Annotated in this window: 27 protein-coding genes, 1 tRNA gene and 1 pseudogene; 22 read left to right on the top strand and 7 right to left on the bottom strand. The window is 36.3% G+C overall.

Annotation, left to right across the window (positions count from 1 at the left end; translation table 11 throughout):
* The first annotated feature begins 79 nt into the window (after positions 1-79).
* The 16 genes and pseudogenes from ACWPWK_RS16605 (at position 80) to ACWPWK_RS16530 (ending at position 6,426) form a co-directional block, all read left to right on the top strand.
* Positions 80-307, top strand: coding sequence for a hypothetical protein (locus tag ACWPWK_RS16605; RefSeq protein ID WP_098943681.1), 228 nt, complete (start codon positions 80-82; stop codon positions 305-307).
* An 88-nt stretch (positions 308-395) separates the two neighbouring features.
* Positions 396-572 carry a hypothetical protein gene (locus ACWPWK_RS16600; RefSeq protein WP_160230130.1) on the top strand — a complete coding sequence of 59 codons (177 nt, stop codon included), beginning with the start codon at positions 396-398 and terminating at the stop codon, positions 570-572.
* On the top strand, positions 563-838 hold the full coding sequence (locus ACWPWK_RS16595) for a hypothetical protein (RefSeq protein ID WP_098943682.1): 276 nt from the start codon (positions 563-565) through the stop codon (positions 836-838). The genes ACWPWK_RS16600 and ACWPWK_RS16595 overlap by 10 nt, the downstream gene beginning before the upstream one ends.
* Complete coding sequence (locus tag ACWPWK_RS16590) at positions 835-987, top strand: hypothetical protein (RefSeq protein WP_164530398.1); 153 nt, start codon at positions 835-837, stop codon at positions 985-987. The genes ACWPWK_RS16595 and ACWPWK_RS16590 overlap by 4 nt, the downstream gene beginning before the upstream one ends.
* Positions 984-1,304, top strand: coding sequence for a hypothetical protein (locus ACWPWK_RS16585; protein ID WP_109373564.1), 321 nt, complete (start codon positions 984-986; stop codon positions 1,302-1,304). The genes ACWPWK_RS16590 and ACWPWK_RS16585 overlap by 4 nt, the downstream gene beginning before the upstream one ends.
* 1 nt (position 1,305) lies before the next feature.
* The gene (locus ACWPWK_RS16580; RefSeq protein ID WP_109373563.1) at positions 1,306-1,917 is read left to right on the top strand and encodes an ERF family protein; all 612 of its coding nucleotides are present in this window, start codon (positions 1,306-1,308) and stop codon (positions 1,915-1,917) included.
* A complete protein-coding gene (locus ACWPWK_RS16575; RefSeq protein ID WP_109373562.1) occupies positions 1,917-2,399 on the top strand; it encodes a single-stranded DNA-binding protein in 483 nt (160 codons plus the stop codon). The genes ACWPWK_RS16580 and ACWPWK_RS16575 overlap by 1 nt, the downstream gene beginning before the upstream one ends.
* Positions 2,400-2,408: 9 nt before the next feature.
* Positions 2,409-2,873: a hypothetical protein gene (locus tag ACWPWK_RS16570; protein ID WP_244185063.1), complete on the top strand. Its 465-nt coding sequence runs from the start codon at positions 2,409-2,411 to the stop codon at positions 2,871-2,873.
* A gap of 106 nt (positions 2,874-2,979) precedes the next feature.
* Entirely contained in the window at positions 2,980-3,291 is a 312-nt protein-coding gene (locus ACWPWK_RS16565; RefSeq protein WP_162558384.1) for a hypothetical protein, read from the top strand.
* Entirely contained in the window at positions 3,291-3,746 is a 456-nt protein-coding gene (locus ACWPWK_RS16560) for an ASCH domain-containing protein (protein ID WP_109373560.1), read from the top strand. Before ACWPWK_RS16565 ends, ACWPWK_RS16560 begins: the two co-directional genes overlap by 1 nt.
* A 69-nt stretch (positions 3,747-3,815) precedes the next feature.
* Complete coding sequence (locus ACWPWK_RS16555) at positions 3,816-4,457, top strand: hypothetical protein (RefSeq protein WP_109373559.1); 642 nt, start codon at positions 3,816-3,818, stop codon at positions 4,455-4,457.
* Positions 4,458-4,646: 189 nt separating this feature from the next.
* On the top strand, positions 4,647-5,009 hold the full coding sequence (locus ACWPWK_RS16550) for a DUF2528 family protein (protein ID WP_109373558.1): 363 nt from the start codon (positions 4,647-4,649) through the stop codon (positions 5,007-5,009).
* A gap of 6 nt (positions 5,010-5,015) precedes the next feature.
* Positions 5,016-5,327: a DUF2591 family protein gene (locus ACWPWK_RS16545; RefSeq protein WP_004244699.1), complete on the top strand. Its 312-nt coding sequence runs from the start codon at positions 5,016-5,018 to the stop codon at positions 5,325-5,327.
* Positions 5,314-5,911 (top strand): annotated as a pseudogene (locus ACWPWK_RS16540) (MT-A70 family methyltransferase). Before ACWPWK_RS16545 ends, ACWPWK_RS16540 begins: the two are co-directional and overlap by 14 nt.
* An 84-nt stretch (positions 5,912-5,995) precedes the next feature.
* Positions 5,996-6,190 (top strand): TraR/DksA C4-type zinc finger protein, encoded by a 195-nt coding sequence (locus ACWPWK_RS16535; protein ID WP_098943689.1) that lies wholly within the window; start codon positions 5,996-5,998, stop codon positions 6,188-6,190.
* A gap of 29 nt (positions 6,191-6,219) precedes the next feature.
* Positions 6,220-6,426 carry a helix-turn-helix transcriptional regulator gene (locus tag ACWPWK_RS16530; RefSeq protein WP_004244695.1) on the top strand — a complete coding sequence of 69 codons (207 nt, stop codon included), beginning with the start codon at positions 6,220-6,222 and terminating at the stop codon, positions 6,424-6,426.
* Positions 6,427-6,429: 3 nt separating this feature from the next.
* On the opposite strand, the gene ACWPWK_RS16525 is transcribed toward ACWPWK_RS16530, so the two are convergent.
* Together ACWPWK_RS16525 and ACWPWK_RS16520 are read right to left on the bottom strand one after the other, a co-directional pair.
* A complete protein-coding gene (locus ACWPWK_RS16525; protein ID WP_454209240.1) occupies positions 6,430-7,614 on the bottom strand; it encodes a tyrosine-type recombinase/integrase in 1,185 nt (394 codons plus the stop codon).
* 165 nt (positions 7,615-7,779) lie between these two features.
* A tRNA-Ser gene (locus tag ACWPWK_RS16520) sits at positions 7,780-7,867 on the bottom strand.
* A 182-nt stretch (positions 7,868-8,049) separates the two neighbouring features.
* On the opposite strand from ACWPWK_RS16520, the gene tusE reads away from it, so the two are divergent.
* On the top strand, positions 8,050-8,379 hold the full coding sequence (tusE, locus tag ACWPWK_RS16515; protein WP_023581360.1) for a sulfurtransferase TusE: 330 nt from the start codon (positions 8,050-8,052) through the stop codon (positions 8,377-8,379).
* A gap of 34 nt (positions 8,380-8,413) precedes the next feature.
* Here tusE and ACWPWK_RS16510 read toward each other — a convergent pair whose 3' ends face one another.
* Entirely contained in the window at positions 8,414-8,695 is a 282-nt protein-coding gene (locus tag ACWPWK_RS16510; protein WP_109373557.1) for an acylphosphatase, read from the bottom strand.
* A gap of 197 nt (positions 8,696-8,892) precedes the next feature.
* Here ACWPWK_RS16510 and hspQ point away from each other — a divergent pair, with 197 nt between their 5' ends.
* Entirely contained in the window at positions 8,893-9,213 is a 321-nt protein-coding gene (gene hspQ / locus ACWPWK_RS16505; RefSeq protein ID WP_006537351.1) for a heat shock protein HspQ, read from the top strand.
* Between the two features lie 79 nt (positions 9,214-9,292).
* On the opposite strand, the gene ACWPWK_RS16500 is transcribed toward hspQ, so the two are convergent.
* Complete coding sequence (locus ACWPWK_RS16500; RefSeq protein ID WP_109373556.1) at positions 9,293-9,706, bottom strand: CoA-binding protein; 414 nt, start codon at positions 9,704-9,706, stop codon at positions 9,293-9,295.
* 137 nt (positions 9,707-9,843) lie between these two features.
* Between ACWPWK_RS16500 and ACWPWK_RS16495 the strand changes: the two genes are divergently transcribed.
* Positions 9,844-10,302, top strand: a complete 459-nt coding sequence (locus tag ACWPWK_RS16495) for a methylglyoxal synthase (RefSeq protein WP_075673145.1) — start codon at positions 9,844-9,846, stop codon at positions 10,300-10,302.
* Positions 10,303-10,304: 2 nt separating this feature from the next.
* Here the strand turns inward: ACWPWK_RS16495 and helD are convergent, their stop codons facing one another.
* Positions 10,305-12,356 carry a DNA helicase IV gene (gene helD / locus ACWPWK_RS16490; protein WP_109373555.1) on the bottom strand — a complete coding sequence of 684 codons (2,052 nt, stop codon included), beginning with the start codon at positions 12,354-12,356 and terminating at the stop codon, positions 10,305-10,307.
* 114 nt (positions 12,357-12,470) lie between these two features.
* Here helD and yccS point away from each other — a divergent pair, with 114 nt between their 5' ends.
* Positions 12,471-14,639 (top strand): YccS family putative transporter, encoded by a 2,169-nt coding sequence (yccS, locus tag ACWPWK_RS16485; protein ID WP_109373554.1) that lies wholly within the window; start codon positions 12,471-12,473, stop codon positions 14,637-14,639.
* A 70-nt stretch (positions 14,640-14,709) separates the two neighbouring features.
* Here the strand turns inward: yccS and ACWPWK_RS16480 are convergent, their stop codons facing one another.
* On the bottom strand, positions 14,710-15,318 hold the full coding sequence (locus tag ACWPWK_RS16480) for a TfoX/Sxy family DNA transformation protein (RefSeq protein ID WP_109373553.1): 609 nt from the start codon (positions 15,316-15,318) through the stop codon (positions 14,710-14,712).
* A 229-nt stretch (positions 15,319-15,547) separates the two neighbouring features.
* Between ACWPWK_RS16480 and sulA the strand changes: the two genes are divergently transcribed.
* Positions 15,548-16,099: an SOS-induced cell division inhibitor SulA gene (gene sulA / locus ACWPWK_RS16475; protein WP_109373552.1), complete on the top strand. Its 552-nt coding sequence runs from the start codon at positions 15,548-15,550 to the stop codon at positions 16,097-16,099.
* Between the two features lie 349 nt (positions 16,100-16,448).
* Positions 16,449-17,540, top strand: coding sequence for a porin OmpA (gene ompA, locus ACWPWK_RS16470; RefSeq protein WP_109373551.1), 1,092 nt, complete (start codon positions 16,449-16,451; stop codon positions 17,538-17,540).
* Positions 17,541-17,719: 179 nt separating this feature from the next.
* On the opposite strand, the gene matP is transcribed toward ompA, so the two are convergent.
* Positions 17,720-18,181, bottom strand: coding sequence for a macrodomain Ter protein MatP (gene matP, locus ACWPWK_RS16465; RefSeq protein ID WP_088493264.1), 462 nt, complete (start codon positions 18,179-18,181; stop codon positions 17,720-17,722).
* Positions 18,182-18,530 lie beyond the last annotated feature (349 nt).

Genomic DNA, 18,530 nt, shown 5'->3' with positions numbered 1-18,530 from the left:
TCAACAATAACCCACCATATATTTAGATATATAAACAAAATATTTCGTAATTAATTATATTCATTAAAAGGAAATAAAAATGATGAAACAAGAAACCAGTGTCGTTATTAATGTGAAATTAACTTTAGACCATAAAATTAAATCACCACATGTTGAAGTAAAAACACAAGTATACGCTCATGAAGAAGCACCAGAATTAGCTATATTACTAAGTAACTTCTCAGATAATTTAGTTGGAGAAAATTCAATTAAATCATCATTTAAAAAAGCTGCTATAAACACATTGCTCAATAAAATAACACACTAATAAAATTCAAATCATTAAAAATAAATTAATACACCTTCACTTCGCCAACACCAGATAACCACCTTATCGCTCATCTAGCGAGGTCACCATGAAAACTAACTATTACAGCGCTATGCGTGACGGCATGGCGGTGAGTATCTCTACACCTTTTTTACAACTTGCTCGTCAAGCTGCAAGGATAGCCGTCTCTACAAATAACAAAAATATTTGGCGATTAGCAAGTCAATTACAAATGAAAGCTTATGGGAGGAAAGTATGTCACTAACCATACGTTACACCTATGCCGATATGACGAGCAGAAACCGAAATAATGGCACGGAAATAACCTTTCAGAATCTCAACGATGTCCACATTGAAACCGAATCATTTGGAGAACTTACCCAATATTACCAACCTGCCCCCTCAGAAGTCGTTGATTACATAATCAGTCAATATGATGAAAAGTCACTTGCTACGGCTATTCATCTCTCAGGACGAGGGGAAGTGGTTGCAAAGATACTCAATGAGTTGTATTTCAGGAGGGTTGCGTGACAGACCATCAACAATGGTTAGAAGAATTACGCAGGAGGTGCAAAGAATCGCAGGAACGCGAGCTCGATGAATTTATGTATCAAACGGAAGTGTTAGGACGGCAAGGATTGTCATTGCCAATGAAGGACTTTCAGGGAGATTTTCAATGAACAATATCTCTCATTTCTGCCCAACAAAAAAATACCCTCGATTAACATCACAGTTAGAAAAAAATAGAGAAGAGGCTCTCGCTAAGGCAATTGCAATGATTGACGGTCAATTGCCGAATACAAGTGTGCCAGATAGGGAAAAACGATTAGCAATGGAATTGCTACACATGAACTTGAACACATCGAAAAATCACCCTCCTCTTCCTGAGCATATTCAAGCCCAACGAGATTCAAAAAGGACATATACGCCTAGTAATAAATTTGAAGTCGATTACTACGGAAGTGATCGCCGTCAAGGTCAATATTTAGGGGATTAATATGACTGCTGTATACAAAGCTATTAGTAATGTTGCTAGAGAAATGGCTGAAACGGGCATTAAAAAAGGAAGTGTAAACCAACAACAAGGATTTATGTTCAGAGGAATCGATGCAGTATATAACGCCCTTGCTCCTGCTCTAGTTAAGCATGGATTACTTATTCTTCCACGGATTATTGAACGTACCGTCACGGAAAGACAAACACAAAGAGGTGGCTTGTTATTCTATGTCGTAGTGAAAGCTGAGTTTGAATTTGTTTCTGTTGAAGATGGAAGTAAACACACAGTTGTGACTTATGGTGAAGCGATGGATAGCGGAGACAAAGCCACAAATAAAGCCATGTCTATTGCATATAAATACGCAGCTTTCCAAACATTTTGTATACCAACCGAAGAAACAGCAATCGATGCGGATGCAGAAGCCCACAATGTAGCACCGAGAACACCAGATCAGATATTGAAAGATTTTACTAATTCAGTAATGGCTATTACAGATCTCAATATTTTGAAAAAAGAATTTGGAGAAACATGGAAGTTACTCAGAAAAACGCCTGAACAATCAAAAGCAAAGGAAGTATATAACATCAGAAAATCTGAATTGGAGGCGATGTAATGGCAAGTAAAGGTGTAAACAAAGTCTTATTGATAGGACATCTAGGTCAAGATCCTGAAATGCGTTACCTCCCAAATGGCGATGCAGTTACTAATATTACATTAGCCACCAGCGATTCATGGAAAGATAAACAATCAGGTGAAACCAAGGAACGTGTTGAATGGCATAGAGTTGTGATATTTGGAAAGCTCGCCGAAATTGCTGGCGAATATCTGCGTAAAGGATCACAAGTCTATATAGAAGGTCAATTACAAACACGTAAATGGCAAGATCAAAATGGACAAGACAGATACAGCACGGAAGTTGTAGTGAATATTAATGGTTCAATGCAAATGTTAGGTAACAACAATCAGGCTGGTAGGCAGAATCCACAACAAAACCAAGGATGGGGTCAACCACAGCAACCACAGAAGCCAGCACAACATCAAGCACCACAGAATCAGCCACCGATGGATTTTGATGACTCTGATATTCCATTTTAGGAGTTAATCATGAAAAAATGCTCAAGATGTGAAAAAACCAAACCAATAGATAGCTTTCAGGTTAGAAGGGCATCCAAGGATGGATTGACAGCAGCTTGCAAGGAATGCCTATCAATATATGACAGGTCTAGAGCTAGCTTACCCCATCGTGTCCATGCAAGAGTTAACTACCAAAAAACTGATAGAGGAAAGGCAGCAGCAGATAGAGCTAAAAAGAAATTTATTGAAAACAACCCGATTAAAAGAAAGGCACACAATATAGTTAGTAACGCACTAAGAAGTGGAAAGCTAGTTAGACCAGAAAAATGCCAGCAGTGTAGCTCTAATCAAAAAATATTCGCGCACCATACGGATTATTCACAACCACTGTTAATTATGTGGTTATGTGATAGTTGTCATAAAGATTGGCATAAACACAACACGCCCAAAATTCCTAAATTGGACTCCCCTACCCACGCCACACTATTTATGTGATTTAACCAAGTGATATCAGTATGAAAGCTACGGACAGCTTAATTTAACTCGCAGGGATGCAAGCAGAGGAATGAATATGAATAGTTACTCGCATCATGGACAATTTATGAAATTTATCGTACCAGAGCCAGATCCTAAAAATGTTTGCAGTCTTTGTAGTCGTGAAGTTGGAAAAGAAAACTTAATTGAAGGACAGAAAGCCAACATTTGCTTTGACAGTTCTGACTTAGCGAAAGAAATAGCTGATGAGAGACGTAAGGAGATAGCTGAAAAGGAAATTCAGCAAATGGCGAAGGATTTATCACTTGCGAATGTAAACACCGAAAAAGGAAGCTTTGATATTTCCGATACAGGTATGGCTACTGCTTACATGTATGCAGAGCGTTTATATAAAGCTGGATATAGAAAGGTGGAGTGATGAAAGACAGAATCAAGTTTAACGATGCAATGTTAGCGGCTGTCATGGGTGGTAGAAAAACGCAGGCACGTAGACCGATTAAGCCACAGCCTAAAGTAACCGAGGAAGAGTTACGTAAGCTTAATGCATGGCAAGAGGGTTACACCTTATCCGAGCAAGTATGTGCAGCATGGTGTCATGGCTTTGTTGATGTTGATTGCCCGTATGGTGAAACTGGCGACATCATTAACATTGCAGACAAGGACGGTAATATCAAAGGGAAAATTGAAATTACTAATGTTTGGGTTCAGCAAGTAAACGATATCAGCGAAAGTGATGCAGAAGCCGAGGGATTTGACGGGAAATTAAATGCACATACTTCTGACTTTGCTGCGGTATGGATTGCAATATATGGAATTGATAGCTGGGTAAATAACGAATGGGTATGGGTTATTGATTTTAGCAAAGTAGACTAAGGAGGCATTTTGCCAGTGGATTAGTCACATGGATGTGAGTATGATTTCTGCTTTAAATAAGGAGGGGGTATGAATAGAAGTTGGTTGTTATACATAGCTTTGGGAGTTGCTATTTTTGTTGCTATAACTTACGCAATTTTCTTTTATTGGAATATTGATAACAATAATAAATGGAGTACATTTTTTAGCTTTATTTCCGCATTTAGTATCTTTGCCACAATAGGTGTGTACTTATTGCAACGTAAAGACAATAAAAACGCTGAAAAAGAGCTAACTAACAAAAAAAATAAATCTATATCTGACGTGTTAATTTTAGAGTGCAGAAGAATTAGTGATGATTTAAAGTACATAAAAAAAATGCATGAACATATTACAAAGCAAAAATCAAAAGATGGGACAATCGATAGGAATGGAGATTATACCCATATAACAATTGCAAGACCTAATAAATCCCCACTTAATTTTTATATACTCAAGATAAATTATGACACTTTAAACAATTTACTTATACTATCCATAAATTCAGATAACTATTATTCTGAAACAATTTACTCAATTATATACTCTATAGTATTCATCAATGAAAAAATAGAATCATGGCTTGTAGATGAAAACTCTTTATTTAGAGAAAGAGTCGATCTTATTCATAGTATTATTGAACTTGAAGAGGATATGTTAAAAATTACATCTAACAACCACCCCCTGCACTAGCAGGGTTTTTTATACCTAAAATTCAGAGTAACAATTAATGAAAATAATCGGATATGTATTACTCATGCTAATACAGGGTTCTGCTGTGCCTGTGACGGAGCAAATATACACCCAATCAGAATGTAATAAACGTGCTGAATATTTAATGTCAATGAGGGATGTTAAGGTTATTTGTGGAGAAATATACAGATGAGACAAATTAAAATAAGTTCTGGCTCGTGGCAAAAAGATTTAGAAATGGTAATCACTGTTATCGATGAAGATAAATTTAAAAAATCATGTGAACAAATTAATAAATTCTATTCTGGTGATGAATATAGAGCTGATATACACGGTAGCCATGAGAAAGCAGGTTTTGCAATGTTCTGTGCTGAGTGCTTCCAACAAATAGCATTCAATAACTTCAAGGATGAAGAATGGCTTACCGAGCAATTTGATTGGTCTAAAGATAAAGGAATTGATGGCTATCCTTCGCTAGATGATATGGGGATTCGGATTGACGAAATAGAACCTTGGTTTATTGACTCTGACGATATAGAAATTACAGGATAGTAATCAATGAATAGCTATAATAAGTACACCGATCTTCAAATTAACGAATTGGTTGCTACAAGGTTAAAGAAGAAATGCTTATTAACGGAAGAATCTGTATTAGCTTATATGGATAGCGGCTATCGGACTTTCGACCCATGCAATAACCCTACTGACGCAATGCCGATTATTATTGAGAATGAAATATCGATGATTAAAAGCTCAGGTGGCTGGATGTGCTGCCATGGTTCAGTTGGTCAGGTTGAGCGTGAAAGCTTATACCGTGGCGCTATGGAATCATTCTTAATGATTAAGGATGCGAAGAATGAAAAAATATGACTTGATATTGTGCGATCCACCTTGGTCTTACAATAACAAAGTTTCAAATGGCGCAGCAGATAATCATTACAACACCACCGACTTATATTCTCTCTCCCGATTACCAATAGAAAAACACTCCTCTAAAAATGCCGTACTGTTTATGTGGTACACCGGAAACTTTGCACTCGAAGCAATTAAATTAGCCGAAGCATGGGATTTTAAAGTTAAAAACATGTTCGGGTTCGCATGGGTGAAATTAAATAAAAATGCAGGAGATAGAATAAATAAATAAACCCCAGAAGATTTCTTTGACTTTATGGAAATATTAAACAATGAGACGAAGATTAATTGCGGTAATTACACTCGTCAAAATATTGAAATGTGTTTAATAGCCACAAGAGGTAATGGATTACCTCGTAAGTCTGCAAGTGTTAGGCAAGTTATTTATTCATGTCTTGGTGAGCATAGCGAAAAGCCAAAAGAAATACATTATAGGTTAGAAGAATTGAGATGTTCCTCGACTCGAATTATTTGCACGAGAGAAATATGGTGATTGGGATGTATATGGCAACCAAGTAGAAGGAAGCATTAAATTAATATAGATAAATTATGACATTTACTGAACTTGCAGGGCTAATAGCATTATGTGTACTTATTTATTTAATTGAAACAGGACAAGCGTAATTATGGATATTATTGACTCAGCAAATGAAATAAACGAATTACATATTCAAACATCATTATCAAATCGTAAACCAGCAATTAAATCTCATAACGGAATGTGTATTTGGTGTCACGAAGAACCGGTTGCACCTAATAGTGCATATTGCAGTAAAGATTGTGGTGATGATCATGAGCAATATAAACGGAAGAATGGATAGTATTACGAAATTACAAAAGGAATAGAAAGATGGAATATAAACTATTACGCTTGGATGAAGTTTTAGATAGAACAGGATATAGCAAGTCATGGACTTACAAATTAATAGATAAAGGAGAGTTTCCAAAGCAGGTAAAAATAGGATCTCGCTCAGTTCGTTTTATTGAAAGTGAAGTAGATGAATGGATAGAGCAACGAATCAATAATGCTCGTTGCCCTGATAATACCATCAATTGAGTTTTATTTCTTTTTACTTCTCAGCTCGTCTATATAATCAGCATACCACTGCATCATTTCCCTTCTCCCCTCAAAATACAGTGCATGGTTATAAGTACCACGGATAGAGTTTTTATCAACATGAGCAAGTTGTAACTCTATCCACGCTGTATTAAATCCTTTCTCATGCAATATTGTACTCATGGTGTGTCTAAAGCCGTGACCAGTAGCCCTTCCTCTATAACCCATTCTGCCAATCATTGTATTTATCGCCATTTCAGACAGATGTTTCTTATGATTCGTTCGGCTAGGGAAAATATACTGATAATCGCCACTTATCGGCTGTATTTGACGCAGTAAAGAAATCACCTGATCTGACATTGGCACCACATGCACTCTACCCATCTTCATAATTCTTTCTGGTAGTTTCCATGTTCTGCTTTCAAAGTCGATAAATGACCATTCTGATTTTCTTAGCTCCCCTAGTCTTAAACCGGTAAGCATTAAGATGTTTAATGCAGTTCTTACGATCTGACTTCCTTGATACTTGTCTACCGAAGATAAAAACTCAGGCAATTCATCAGCTAATAAGTACGGATAGTTTTCTCGTTGATGTGGAATAAACGCACTAGCTAAATCTGGGGCAGGATTATATTCAGCTCGTCCAGTTATGATGGCATATTTCCAAACCTCACCACAGCGCTGACGAACTTTTTTTAATTTCTCTGTAACGCCACGCTTTTCCATTATCGAAAGCACCTCAAGCAATTCGAGAGGTTTAATCTCTGCTATTGGGCGATCTCCAATGTATGGGAAAACATCATTTTCAAATGCTTCCATCATGTCATCACGGTAACCTTCAGACCATCGGTCTTTTCTTCCCTCATACCACTCTAGAGCAATGCTTTTAAACGTATTGCTTCCATCAAACTTTGAATCCCTTTTCTTATCCTTCTTTATCTTGTTAGGATCAACGCCATCAGATAACTGCCGTTTTGCATCATCCCTTTTCTTTCTGGCTTCCGCGAGAGTTATCGTTGGGTAGACACCGATAGCTAAAACTTTCTCTTTGCCATCTATACGGTATTTTAATCTCCAATATTTACTTCCTGATTTTGTAACTAATAGATATAAACCTCCTCCATCGAATAGTTTGTAGTCCTTTTCTTTTGGCTTACTGCTATCAACTTGCTTAACTGTTAGTTTCATATTGGGGGTATTAAATATTAAGGGGGTATAATGTCCCCCCATTTGTACCCCAAAAAAATGGAGCTTTCAAGAGACGTTAAGAGACTTCAGGAGACAATGATTTAGTACGAAGGTTTGATTTTACTGGAATTGGGAGACTTCAGGAGACGCTAGGAGATATTGAAATGGCGGAGGAGGAGAGATTCGAACTCTCGGATGGTTTCCCATCGGCGGTTTTCAAGACCGCTGCCTTCAGCCGCTCGGCCACCCCTCCGCAATGGGGAGCAATATAAACACCTAGGCTTATGTTGTAAAGCCCTTATTGTACTGTTTGCCGTAAAATTAAACGCATTACAAGTCAATGGCTTAATTTATCAACGATTTATGGGTTCTACTTGGGTATTTTCCTTATTTTTGCTAAATTAGCGGTATTATTTTTGATTGGTTGCTACGCACATGTTTGTATTTAACGGAAAAGAAATCGAGACAGATAGTCACGGTTATTTAAAAAATAGCAATGAGTGGAATGAAGATATGGTTCCAACATTAGCTGAACTAGAAGAAATTGAGCTTACAGAACAACATTGGGAGATTATCCGTTTTGTTCGCCAGTTTTATTTAGAATTTAATACCTCCCCTGCTATTCGGATGTTAGTAAAAGCGCTTGCACAAAAATATGGCGATGAAAAAGGAAATAGCCGTTATCTTTATCGTTTGTTTCCTAAAGGCCCTGCAAAACAAGCGACAAAACTTGCTGGTTTACCAAAACCCGTTAAATGTATTTAATATTATCTTTCGATAAAAGATCATTAAAATAATATTACTCATAATGGCGGATTGAAAAGTCTGCCATTGGTTCATATTCACAAGATGTCGCTGACCAAAATGTAATTTTGGCACTTCTTGGACCACCAGCTTCTAACCAATCTTCAAATTCTTTTAATGCATTTTCTTCCGCAAAAGCCTTTACTCCCACGCTATCATCATCACGATTCCAAACATACCCTGTTATTGGCTGTTTTTTCATCCACTGATAAGTAAAAAAACGAAAACCAACACCTTGAACACGTCCTTGAATAATATATTCTCTACCGATTTTCATATGCCCTTCTAGTAACCCTCTTCAAATAAAAATTCTGTCTAGGTTATTGTCTTTTCTTTATACAATAGATAATCTGATTTTGTGAGTTTTTTTATTCATAATGAAAGCAAAGGATTATATTTTTTCAAACCCTTGAAATTTCACTTTGTGACCTCATATATGTAACCAATAAGCAAGGCTATTATGGAGGTGATACTATGATGACCGCCAGCAAATTTGGGATAGGACAGCAAGTTAGACATAAATTACTCGGCTACTTAGGCGTTGTTGTCGATGTGGATGCTGAATATTCCCTTGATCAACCTAATGAGGATGATATTGCATCTAATGTGACCTTGCGAGCAGCACCTTGGTACCATGTTGTGATGGAAGATGATGAAGGACAACCTGTTCATACTTATCTTGCTGAAGCGCAGATAACCTATGAAGTTTCAGATGAACACTTAGATAATGACTCATTGGATGAGTTATCACAGTCAATTCGTAGCCAATTACAGGCACCACGATTAAGAAATTAACCCAATTAATCTACATAACCAGTAATCTGAATGAAATGATAATCGCCGAATTTGTTTTCGGCGATTTTATTTTGGCGTATTACCAAGGAAGACCATGTGCTTCAATTTCTTTTTTAGGACAACGATCCATTACCACACGTAACCCTGCATCTTCGGCTAAATTTTTAGCATCTTCATTAATAACACCAATCTGTAACCATAATACTTTGGCATTAATTTCAATGGCTTCTTGCGCAATTTCTAATGCTACGTCAGATTGACGAAACACATCAACCATATCAACAGCAACAGGAATATCTTTTAATGAGGCATAGCATGGTTGCCCCAATAAGGTTTGCCCTGACATACCTGGATTGACAGGAATAACATCATAGCCTTGTTCTAATAAGAATTTCATGACTTTATAGCTTGGGCGATCTTCTTTATTACTCGCACCAACAAGCGCAATGGTTTTAACGCTTCTTAAAATGTCATAAATATCTGAATCCACCATTTATCTACTCCGTTCATCATGAAGATTGAAAATATTATGATACATCATAGTATCTTGATCTGTTCATAGCTTCTAAGATAAAAAAAAGGTATTTTGAAAACTGGAATAATTACTATATTTATTTTTAAAGGTATCAAATGGAACAAATTGACCGCACGCTCTTAAAAGAAAAAAATATCGCGCTTGTTGCCCATGATCACTGTAAAAGCTCATTACTGGAATGGGTTGAAAATAATCGTGAACAACTGTCTCTACACAAGTTATTTGCAACAGGAACTACTGGTAATTTAATTAATCACCACACTGGCCTTACTGTTACTCAAATGCTAAGTGGTCCTATGGGTGGCGACCAACAAATAGGTGCAATGATCGCTGAAAAGAAAATTGATATTATGATTTTCTTTTGGGATCCATTAAATGCTGTTCCGCACGATCCCGATGTTAAAGCTCTTCTACGCTTAGCTACAGTTTGGAACATCCCAGTTGCAACAAATCGTGCAACTGCGAATTTTTTAATTTCATCACCTCTCTTTTCACAAGAATCTACAATTAAAATTCCAGATTATGAAGGTTATTTAAAAGAGAGATTAAAATAGTCCTAAGGTTTTCGCTGTATAGGCACACCTTGAGATTTTAGTTCTGAAACAAAACAAGATGGCTGTTGTTTATTAAATAATAGCCATACTTGTTTTTTTGCTCTTGTTAAAGCGACATACATTAAGCGTCGCTCCTCTGCATTAGGATAATCTTCAACACTAGGCAGTAATGCCAATTCAATAATCGATTCTCTTGCTGGTGCTGGAAAAGCGTCTTTACCTTCTTGTAAACCTAAAATAATAACGTAATCCGCTTGTTGCCCTTTTGAAGCATGAAAAGTCATAAACTGTAGATCTAATTTAGGCCAACGTGTTTTCGCTTTTTTTAATAATTCTGGTTTTAAATAGTGATAACGAGCGAGTAAAAGGATAGTTTCATTTTCTTCTACGTAACCACTCATTTTATTTAATAGATTTTCAAGTTGATCATCAGATAACAGCACAACTGACTTTTTATTACCTTTCACTAAACTATTTAAAGGTTTAGATAATTGAGCTGGATTTTGTTGAATAAACGTATTGGCAACATTTCCTATCGTGTCATTAAAACGATAAGTCGTATCTAATGCACATTCAGCACCTTCACCAAAAGAGTGATGGAAAGAAGTCGTTAATAATAATTCTGCGCCACTAAAACGATAAATGGCTTGCCAATCGTCTCCTACTGCAAATAGAGATGTTTGTTTATTTTGCTGTTTTAATGCGGTTAATAATGAAGCTCTTAATGGAGAAATATCTTGGAATTCATCAACGAGAATATGTTTCCAGGGACTAATAAAACGCCCTTTTTCAATAAGATTGATAGCTTGATGTAATAAGCCCGAAAAATCGATCGCATCTTCCTCTTTTAATGCAGTTTTCCAAGCTTTTAATAATGGAGATAATAATTTTAAATATTTTTTAAAGGCTTCTGTATATTCGGGTTGTACACTTTCAATCAGAGATTTTTGGCTACCACCTTGCATCCTTAATAAACCAATCCAACGCTCTAATCTTACGGCAACTTGATTTTCTAATTTTTTATCATGCCAAAACTCACCATCAGGAATATCCCACTCTAACTCCTGAGATAACCACTCTCGCCACCCTTTTGCTTGTGCTTTTTTCTGTTGGCATTGCTCTCGCCACTCACCTAATAATAGCGCTCTTCTTTTTTCACTATTTATTTCAAGCTCACTAATTTTGGGTTGTTTTTTAGTCGCTTGTTGAATAACAGATAATGCCAGTGCATGGAACGTTTTTGCCATAATATCGGCATTTAAACGACTAGAAAGCCTTTCATTCATTTCTTGTGCGGCTTTACGACCGAAAGCAAGTAATAAGATTTGATCTGGCTGTGCTAATTGACGACGTAATAACCAGCCTGCTCTCGCAACTAATACTGATGTTTTACCACTGCCCGCACCAGCAAGAACAAGAGTATTTTCTTCACCATTAATCACAGCACGACACTGCGATTCATTTAATGGCGATGATTCAATCGTATTAAAAAATTCCGCATGCTCATTTAATATTTGAGTTACCCATGCAGAATTTTCTTTATTAATAAGTGCTTCACCTTGCTTTAACCATTCTAAACATTGCTGATAAAGAGTATGGCAATTATCAAATTGAGTAAGGCGTTCAAGAGGAAGGGGAATAGCAGAAAAGCTTTCTTTGATAGATTGTTGGATCTCAACAAGATTAGACTTTTTTATCCATCTATTTGATTGAGTGATTTCATTAATATTATGGAGTTGCTTTTCAAGCACCTGAGCACTTATTTCGCTCATTTCTTTACTCCAATTTTGCCATGATTGATAAAGATAACGATAAAACTGCTGAGTTTCTTCCCAGTCTGTTCCATGCAATCGAACAACTTTATCTTCAGGCAATAAAAATTCTAATTCCCCCCACACAATTCCTTTTTTACAGAAAATATTAATCAATTCGTTAAAAGGAATTAAATACTGATGTTTTTCACCACTGACTTCAATGCCAGCATTTAACAATTTGACTCTATTATAAGGATGCTGTGCTAAACGTTGTCCCATCGGGGTGGATTTCAGTTCCATACGTAATTCCTGCAATAAATAACAAATAGTCTGTTGTTAAGCTCTTTTTAATCGGTGATAAACCCTATATTCTAAGAGGTAATTATCTTCATCTTGTTTATTTAAGGGCTTTTTGTGTTCACTTTGCTAAATGGCGCCCGCCGATTTATCTATAATAGCCACTTTTTATATTATATTCGCATAATAATCGCGCTTACAGGAACGACTTTGTTTCCTTGGATTTTAGGGCAAGAGCCTAAATACACAATTCCACTAACTTTAGGAGTGGTTGCGGCAGCATTAACTGACTTAGATGATAGGCTTGTTGGCCGTTTAAAAAACCTTGTTATCACTTTATGCTGTTTTCTTCTTGCTTCAGCATCAATAGGATTACTTTACCCATATCCTATTTTATTCTTTTGTGGTTTAGCCATTTCTACCTGGGGATTTATTTTATTAGGCGCCTTAGGCCAACGGTACGCAACCATTGCGTTTGGTGCTTTATTAATCGCAATTTATACTATGCTCGGTATGCCTATTTTCCCTGAATGGTATGAACAACCCGTTTTATTACTGTTAGGCGCTATTTGGTATAACTCATTAACATTAGTTGGTCACTTATTATTCCCTATTCGCCCAGTTCAGGACAATTTAACTCGTTGCTACCAACAACTTGCCACTTACCTCGAAGCTAAAGCGACATTATTTGATCCTGATATCGAAGATGACTATCAACATTCGCTTTATAATTTAGCAATGGCAAATAGCCAATTAATTGACACGATGAACCAAACTAAAGTTACATTATTAAGTCGATTAAAAGGTGATAGAGGCCAACGTAGTAGCCGTTTCACTCTTCATTACTATTTTGTTGCTCAAGATATTCATGAGCGAGCAAGTTCGTCGCATGTCCAATACCAACTATTAAGTAATGAATTGAGACATAGTGATGTGTTATTTCGTTTTCAACGTTTGCTTTCTATGCAGGCACGAGCTTGTGAACAAGTTGCACAATCTATTCTTTGGCATAAAAAATATCAGCATAACCCTTCATTAGAACGTGCTATAAATTATTTAGAGAATGCATTAAATCATTTAAAAAATACAACTTCAGAGCCACAATTAATAACGCCTTTAAATAATTTACTGCAAAATCTTCAAGGTATTGATGCGCTTTTACGAAGTATTAGTACAGAGCAATACCAAATATCCCACGACCAAAAGGAAGAAACGCAACTTTCTGATGATGGTTTAACTGGATGGCGCGATATTGCACTAAGAATAAAAGAACACCTTACACCTAAATCGGCGCTTTTTAGACATGCCGTTAGGATGTCACTCGTTTTATGTATTGGCTATGCCATTATTCAATTCTTCCAATTAGACAGAGGTTATTGGATATTACTCACCAGTCTGTTTGTTTGCCAACCTAACTACAATGCCACTCGCCGACGTCTTACCTTACGAGTAAGTGGTACTATTATTGGTATTTTAATTGGCTTCCCTATTTTATATTTTGTTCCTTCAATTGAAGGGCAACTTGTTTTAATTGTGATAACAGGTACGCTCTTTTTCGCATTTAGAACCATACAATATGCACATGCCACACTATTTATTACTTTATTGGTTTTATTAAGCTTCAATTTGCTTGGTGAAGGTTATGATGTTGCCCTTCCTCGTATTATCGATACCTTAATTGGCTGTGCCATAGCATGGTTTGCTGTTAGCTTTATTTGGCCTGATTGGAAATTCCGTCAACTGCCCGTTGTTATTCAAAAAACAATGACGAATAACTGCTATTATCTTGATGCCATCCTTATTCAATATTACCAAGGAAAAGATAATAGCTTGAGTTATCGAATTGCTCGTCGAAATGCTCATAGCAGTGATGGTGAATTAGCATCACTGATCTCAAACATGTCATCAGAGCCAAAAAGTTATCAAGCATCCCAAGAAGTGGCTTTCCAGTTGCTTTGCTTAAATCACACTTTACTCAGTTATATTTCTGCACTTGGCGTTCATCGTTCAAAAATAGAAGATGAGAATGTACTTACATTGCTTAATGATACGGTTTGTTATATCGATTCTGCTTTACGTCGCAAAACGCCACAAGACGAAGGATTTAAGCAATCTCATGTAGAATTAATTGAAAGGATCAACCTATTACCTAATGCAGATAATCCTCGCATTCAATTAGTACTCACTCAAATCCGATTACTATTGGATTTGCTGCCACAAATTATTAGTTGTATCCAAATTATTGAGCAAAGCGAATCAAACAGCCTACCTAAACCCCAAGTTTAGTCCCATATTGACGTTATTTTCTCTAATTGCCATAAGTACATTAGAGAAAATAACAGTCATTGTTTTTACCTTATTGGAAAGATAATTCGTTGTACCAATCTAATAACTCCATTTTAAGTTGACTAGGTAATACAGAACGATGGCACCCAACGATAGCTCCTGCCAATGAAAGTAAAAGTTCACTATTTCTCAAATTGTGGCTATGCATTAATTTTAGATAACACGCTTTAGCACCGATTAAACGCAGTTCTTCAACTTGATTAATGCCAATTTGATTCAACCTTTTTTCTAATATCACACCTAGATTAGGTAAGTCTTTTATTCTGCAAGGCTTCTTTCGTTGTCCTAAATATTCTTGAATGCTGTAGTGATATGACATATCAATATATTGATCTAATTTCTGCTGATTTTTCCATAGCGAATCCGTTATATGGTAATAACGCAATATGATAGGAATTCCTTTTTTCAAATAGGTATAGGAACTCATTTTTGTTGCCTTATAAAGAGTTTCTAAAAAACCACTTCCTTTTAAATAAAACTCATTATCTGACGTGATAGCAAACATAACATCATCAATCATTAAGCTAACACCACCAAATTGAGACTTTGTTGTTAACTCTCCATATTGCGCAATACGCGATAATAAATGAGCCTTCCTTTGCTCAGGTAAAAATAACATTGAAACTCCAACACATACTTTAAGATTAAATTTTATCTTTGAATTCAAAAACATGCATAAGACATAACTAGAAGGACAATAAAGAATTTCCTTTATATTGCCAATAGTTAACGACTTAAAAATAGAGATTTACATAAAATTTGAGAGGAACTTTCAAAAAAATGAGCTTGATTTAAGCGAAATATAGAGATACTGTATATTCATACAGTACATATAGAACGAGGTAAATATGAAACTCTCAACATCATCTCCGACAAGACAGAACGCCATTCTCCAAGAGATCTCAAATGAGGTATTACCTCTATCTATCCCTTCAACAGTGGCGACTTACGATAGTAATAATAAACAAGGTATGGTGAGTGAACTTCTCTACCAAAACCCGCTCGTCATTAATCACATCCTTTTGCCATTACTGAAACAGTATAGCCATGAATCGCGTTGGTTATTGTGGCTAAACCCACAACAAAAACTAAATCGTACTTGGTTAAAAAATGCAGGATTACCACTTAACAAAATAATCCAGTTAAATCATATAAATATGATAACTACTGTTGATTTAATGGAAAAAGCACTGATGAGTGGTAATTACAGTGTAGTGCTCGGCTGGTTACCAGAAATATCGTCAGAAGAGATGAAACGATTAGAATCTGCTGCAAGTAAAGGAAAAACCCTTGGGTTTATTATGCGACAGCAAGTTAATTCAAATATCCATTTAGAAAGTACTAATACATCTAAACGACATTTGAATTCCGTAAAAATTCATTCAATTCACTACCATTAGTGAAATTTAAGAGTTTTCCTAATACTCAAAACACCCTTGTATCATTTAAGATAAGTCAAAAGTATTTATAACCTAAATCATATAGTTACAAGAAATTTAACAAAAATACAGAATCTTTCCCATTGTGGAATAAGACGGATCTTTTTAAAATTTTAAGTCGAATTTTAAAGGATTACTTGTAACTTTTTAAGTTCATTGTAGACTTTATGTCGTTAAGGTTATGCTTTAAATCCCATTTTTCGGGATCATCATTTGATGAAAGCATTGGATTCCTAACAATAATTTAACCAAGGGCAAATAATAAGGCTTAAAGCCAAATGCCTAACTTGGATGATAACGAGGCGTAAAAATGAAAAAGACAGCTATCGCATTAGCAGTGGCAGTGGCAGCTTTCGCAACTGCAGCGCAAGCAGCTCCAAAAGACAATACCTGGTATACCGGTGGTAAATTAGGTTGGTCTCAATACCAAGGTACTAGCAACCATTTCGATGGTACTTCTATCGGTAATGGTAACACTCACCGTGATCAATTAGGTGCAGGTGCATTTGCTGGTTATCAATACAACCAATACTTAGGTTTTGAACTGGGTTACGATTGGTTAGGTCGTATGACTTATAAAGGTTCATATGACAACGGTGCATTCCGTGCTCAAGGTATCCAATTAACCACTAAATTAAGTTATCCAGTAATGGAAGACTTAGACGTTTATACTCGTTTAGGTGGTATGGTATGGCGTGCAGATTCTTCTGCAACTAAAAACGCTACTTCAGCATCTCCAGTCCAAGAACGTTTCTCTAATAACGATACTGGCGTTTCTCCAGTATTCGCATTAGGTACTGAATACGCGATCACTCCAAACATCGCTACCCGTGTTGAATATCAATGGATCAACAACATCGGTGATAAAGGTACTCTGAATGCTCGTCCAGACAACGGCATGCTGAGTGTTGGTGTTGCTTACCGCTTCAACCAAGAAACTCCAGCTCCAGTTGTAGCTCCAGCACCAGTTGTAGCTCCAGCACCAGTTGTTGAGAACAAAACCTTTACTCTGCGTTCAGACGTTCTGTTCAATTTCAACAAATCTACTCTGAAAGCTGAAGGTCAAGAAGCTCTGAATGGTCTGTACAATGAACTGGCTAACATCGACCCAACTCAAGGTCGTGTAGTAGTTATCGGTTACACTGACCGCATCGGTTCACAAAACTACAACCTGCCTCTGTCAGAAAAACGTGCTCAATCTGTAGTTGATTACCTGGTTTCTAAAGGTATCCCTGCAAACAGCATCTCTGCAGAAGGTCGTGGTAAAGAAAACCCAGTTACTGGCAACACATGTGACAACGTTAAAGCTCGTTCAGCTCTGATCGATTGCTTAGCGCCAGACCGTCGTGTTGAGATCGAAATCCAAGGTACAACTGAAGTTGTTGTTCCTGCTGGTAAATAATTCAAATAGTAGAATAATCTACTGTTGATGAATTCAAAACCCTGCCATTGGCAGGGTTTTTCTTTTATGGAGATAAAATTAGATCAAAATATAAAGACAAGAACGTTTTCAGGCCAGTATGAAATATCACAATAAAAACAAATAAATTGTCGAAGCCAGTAAGCTAAAAATAATGTAACTTATTTTTCTTTATCGCGTTCTAATAACTCAATGAGTCCATCTTTTAAACTATGCACTTTTAATGCATATTGTTCTTTTCGTTCAGCGTCTTCAATTAATTGCACGATCGTTTCTGATAATGTGATCCCTCTTCGTTGTGACAATGCAGATAAGCGTTGCCAAACTTTAAACGTTAAATCGATTGATTTCTTGCGCGTATGCTGATGCTCAGCATTAAAATAACGTTTTCTGCGAGCTCTAATCGTTTGCTTCATCCTATTAGATAAATCAGGATTCATATGCAAATCTATCCACTCTAAAACTTTTAATGGTTGTGATTCAAGAAGCAACAATTGCTCGACAACTTCATCAGCAGCACTTTTTTCTATATAACGGGTAATTAATTCACCTTCACGGTGTTTTTTTACTAGATAGGCCCACTTCCAGCCACATTCTAGGTTCTCTAATTGTTGATATTTCATACAAATCCCCGTGACAACGTAACTATATAGTAGCATATCAACAATTTTACAAAAATACTGCCACTGAACCGAAATTTTTTGACTATTTTATAGGCAAAGTTATTTTAGATAATCTTTCTTATCAATTAATAACAAGCCTTGATAAGGGATAGTTTTCTGAGCACGTTATGATAGAATCGAGCGTCGCTATCATAAAACCTTAATGACCAATTATTAACCCGTCATTATAAGGTCGTAGCGGTACATATTCCCTGCCTATGCAGTTGATGACAGTTAAAGAACCGTCTTATTGCAGGATAGGTATCGACTTATACGATATCTAATTATCTCTTTTCACTAATCAATAATA

The organism is Proteus sp. Marseille-Q3619 (genome assembly GCF_965283115.1).
Note: the sequence above shows the minus strand (reverse complement) of the source record. Positions and strands in the feature narration are given on the sequence as shown.

Excerpts from the sequence above, each read along its gene's own strand:
- ACWPWK_RS16560 (WP_109373560.1), top strand. The coding sequence starts at position 3,291 with ATGAAAGACAGAATCAAGTTTAACGATGCAATGTTAGCGGCTGTCATG.
- ACWPWK_RS16495 (WP_075673145.1), top strand. The coding sequence starts at position 9,844 with ATGGAACAAATTGACCGCACGCTCTTAAAAGAAAAAAATATCGCGCTT.
- hspQ (WP_006537351.1), top strand. The coding sequence starts at position 8,893 with ATGATGACCGCCAGCAAATTTGGGATAGGACAGCAAGTTAGACATAAA.
- tusE (WP_023581360.1), top strand. The coding sequence starts at position 8,050 with ATGTTTGTATTTAACGGAAAAGAAATCGAGACAGATAGTCACGGTTAT.
- ACWPWK_RS16550 (WP_109373558.1), top strand. The coding sequence starts at position 4,647 with ATGAGACAAATTAAAATAAGTTCTGGCTCGTGGCAAAAAGATTTAGAA.
- ACWPWK_RS16545 (WP_004244699.1), top strand. The coding sequence starts at position 5,016 with ATGAATAGCTATAATAAGTACACCGATCTTCAAATTAACGAATTGGTT.
- ACWPWK_RS16605 (WP_098943681.1), top strand. The coding sequence starts at position 80 with ATGATGAAACAAGAAACCAGTGTCGTTATTAATGTGAAATTAACTTTA.
- helD (WP_109373555.1), bottom strand. The coding sequence starts at position 12,356 with ATGGAACTGAAATCCACCCCGATGGGACAACGTTTAGCACAGCATCCT.
- ACWPWK_RS16525 (WP_454209240.1), bottom strand. The coding sequence starts at position 7,614 with ATGAAACTAACAGTTAAGCAAGTTGATAGCAGTAAGCCAAAAGAAAAG.
- ACWPWK_RS16500 (WP_109373556.1), bottom strand. The coding sequence starts at position 9,706 with ATGGTGGATTCAGATATTTATGACATTTTAAGAAGCGTTAAAACCATT.
- ACWPWK_RS16600 (WP_160230130.1), top strand. The coding sequence starts at position 396 with ATGAAAACTAACTATTACAGCGCTATGCGTGACGGCATGGCGGTGAGT.
- ACWPWK_RS16595 (WP_098943682.1), top strand. The coding sequence starts at position 563 with ATGTCACTAACCATACGTTACACCTATGCCGATATGACGAGCAGAAAC.
- ACWPWK_RS16580 (WP_109373563.1), top strand. The coding sequence starts at position 1,306 with ATGACTGCTGTATACAAAGCTATTAGTAATGTTGCTAGAGAAATGGCT.
- ACWPWK_RS16530 (WP_004244695.1), top strand. The coding sequence starts at position 6,220 with ATGGAATATAAACTATTACGCTTGGATGAAGTTTTAGATAGAACAGGA.
- matP (WP_088493264.1), bottom strand. The coding sequence starts at position 18,181 with ATGAAATATCAACAATTAGAGAACCTAGAATGTGGCTGGAAGTGGGCC.
- ACWPWK_RS16555 (WP_109373559.1), top strand. The coding sequence starts at position 3,816 with ATGAATAGAAGTTGGTTGTTATACATAGCTTTGGGAGTTGCTATTTTT.
- ACWPWK_RS16510 (WP_109373557.1), bottom strand. The coding sequence starts at position 8,695 with ATGAAAATCGGTAGAGAATATATTATTCAAGGACGTGTTCAAGGTGTT.
- ompA (WP_109373551.1), top strand. The coding sequence starts at position 16,449 with ATGAAAAAGACAGCTATCGCATTAGCAGTGGCAGTGGCAGCTTTCGCA.
- sulA (WP_109373552.1), top strand. The coding sequence starts at position 15,548 with ATGAAACTCTCAACATCATCTCCGACAAGACAGAACGCCATTCTCCAA.
- ACWPWK_RS16480 (WP_109373553.1), bottom strand. The coding sequence starts at position 15,318 with ATGTTATTTTTACCTGAGCAAAGGAAGGCTCATTTATTATCGCGTATT.
- ACWPWK_RS16575 (WP_109373562.1), top strand. The coding sequence starts at position 1,917 with ATGGCAAGTAAAGGTGTAAACAAAGTCTTATTGATAGGACATCTAGGT.
- ACWPWK_RS16535 (WP_098943689.1), top strand. The coding sequence starts at position 5,996 with ATGGATATTATTGACTCAGCAAATGAAATAAACGAATTACATATTCAA.
- ACWPWK_RS16570 (WP_244185063.1), top strand. The coding sequence starts at position 2,409 with ATGAAAAAATGCTCAAGATGTGAAAAAACCAAACCAATAGATAGCTTT.
- ACWPWK_RS16585 (WP_109373564.1), top strand. The coding sequence starts at position 984 with ATGAACAATATCTCTCATTTCTGCCCAACAAAAAAATACCCTCGATTA.
- ACWPWK_RS16565 (WP_162558384.1), top strand. The coding sequence starts at position 2,980 with ATGAAATTTATCGTACCAGAGCCAGATCCTAAAAATGTTTGCAGTCTT.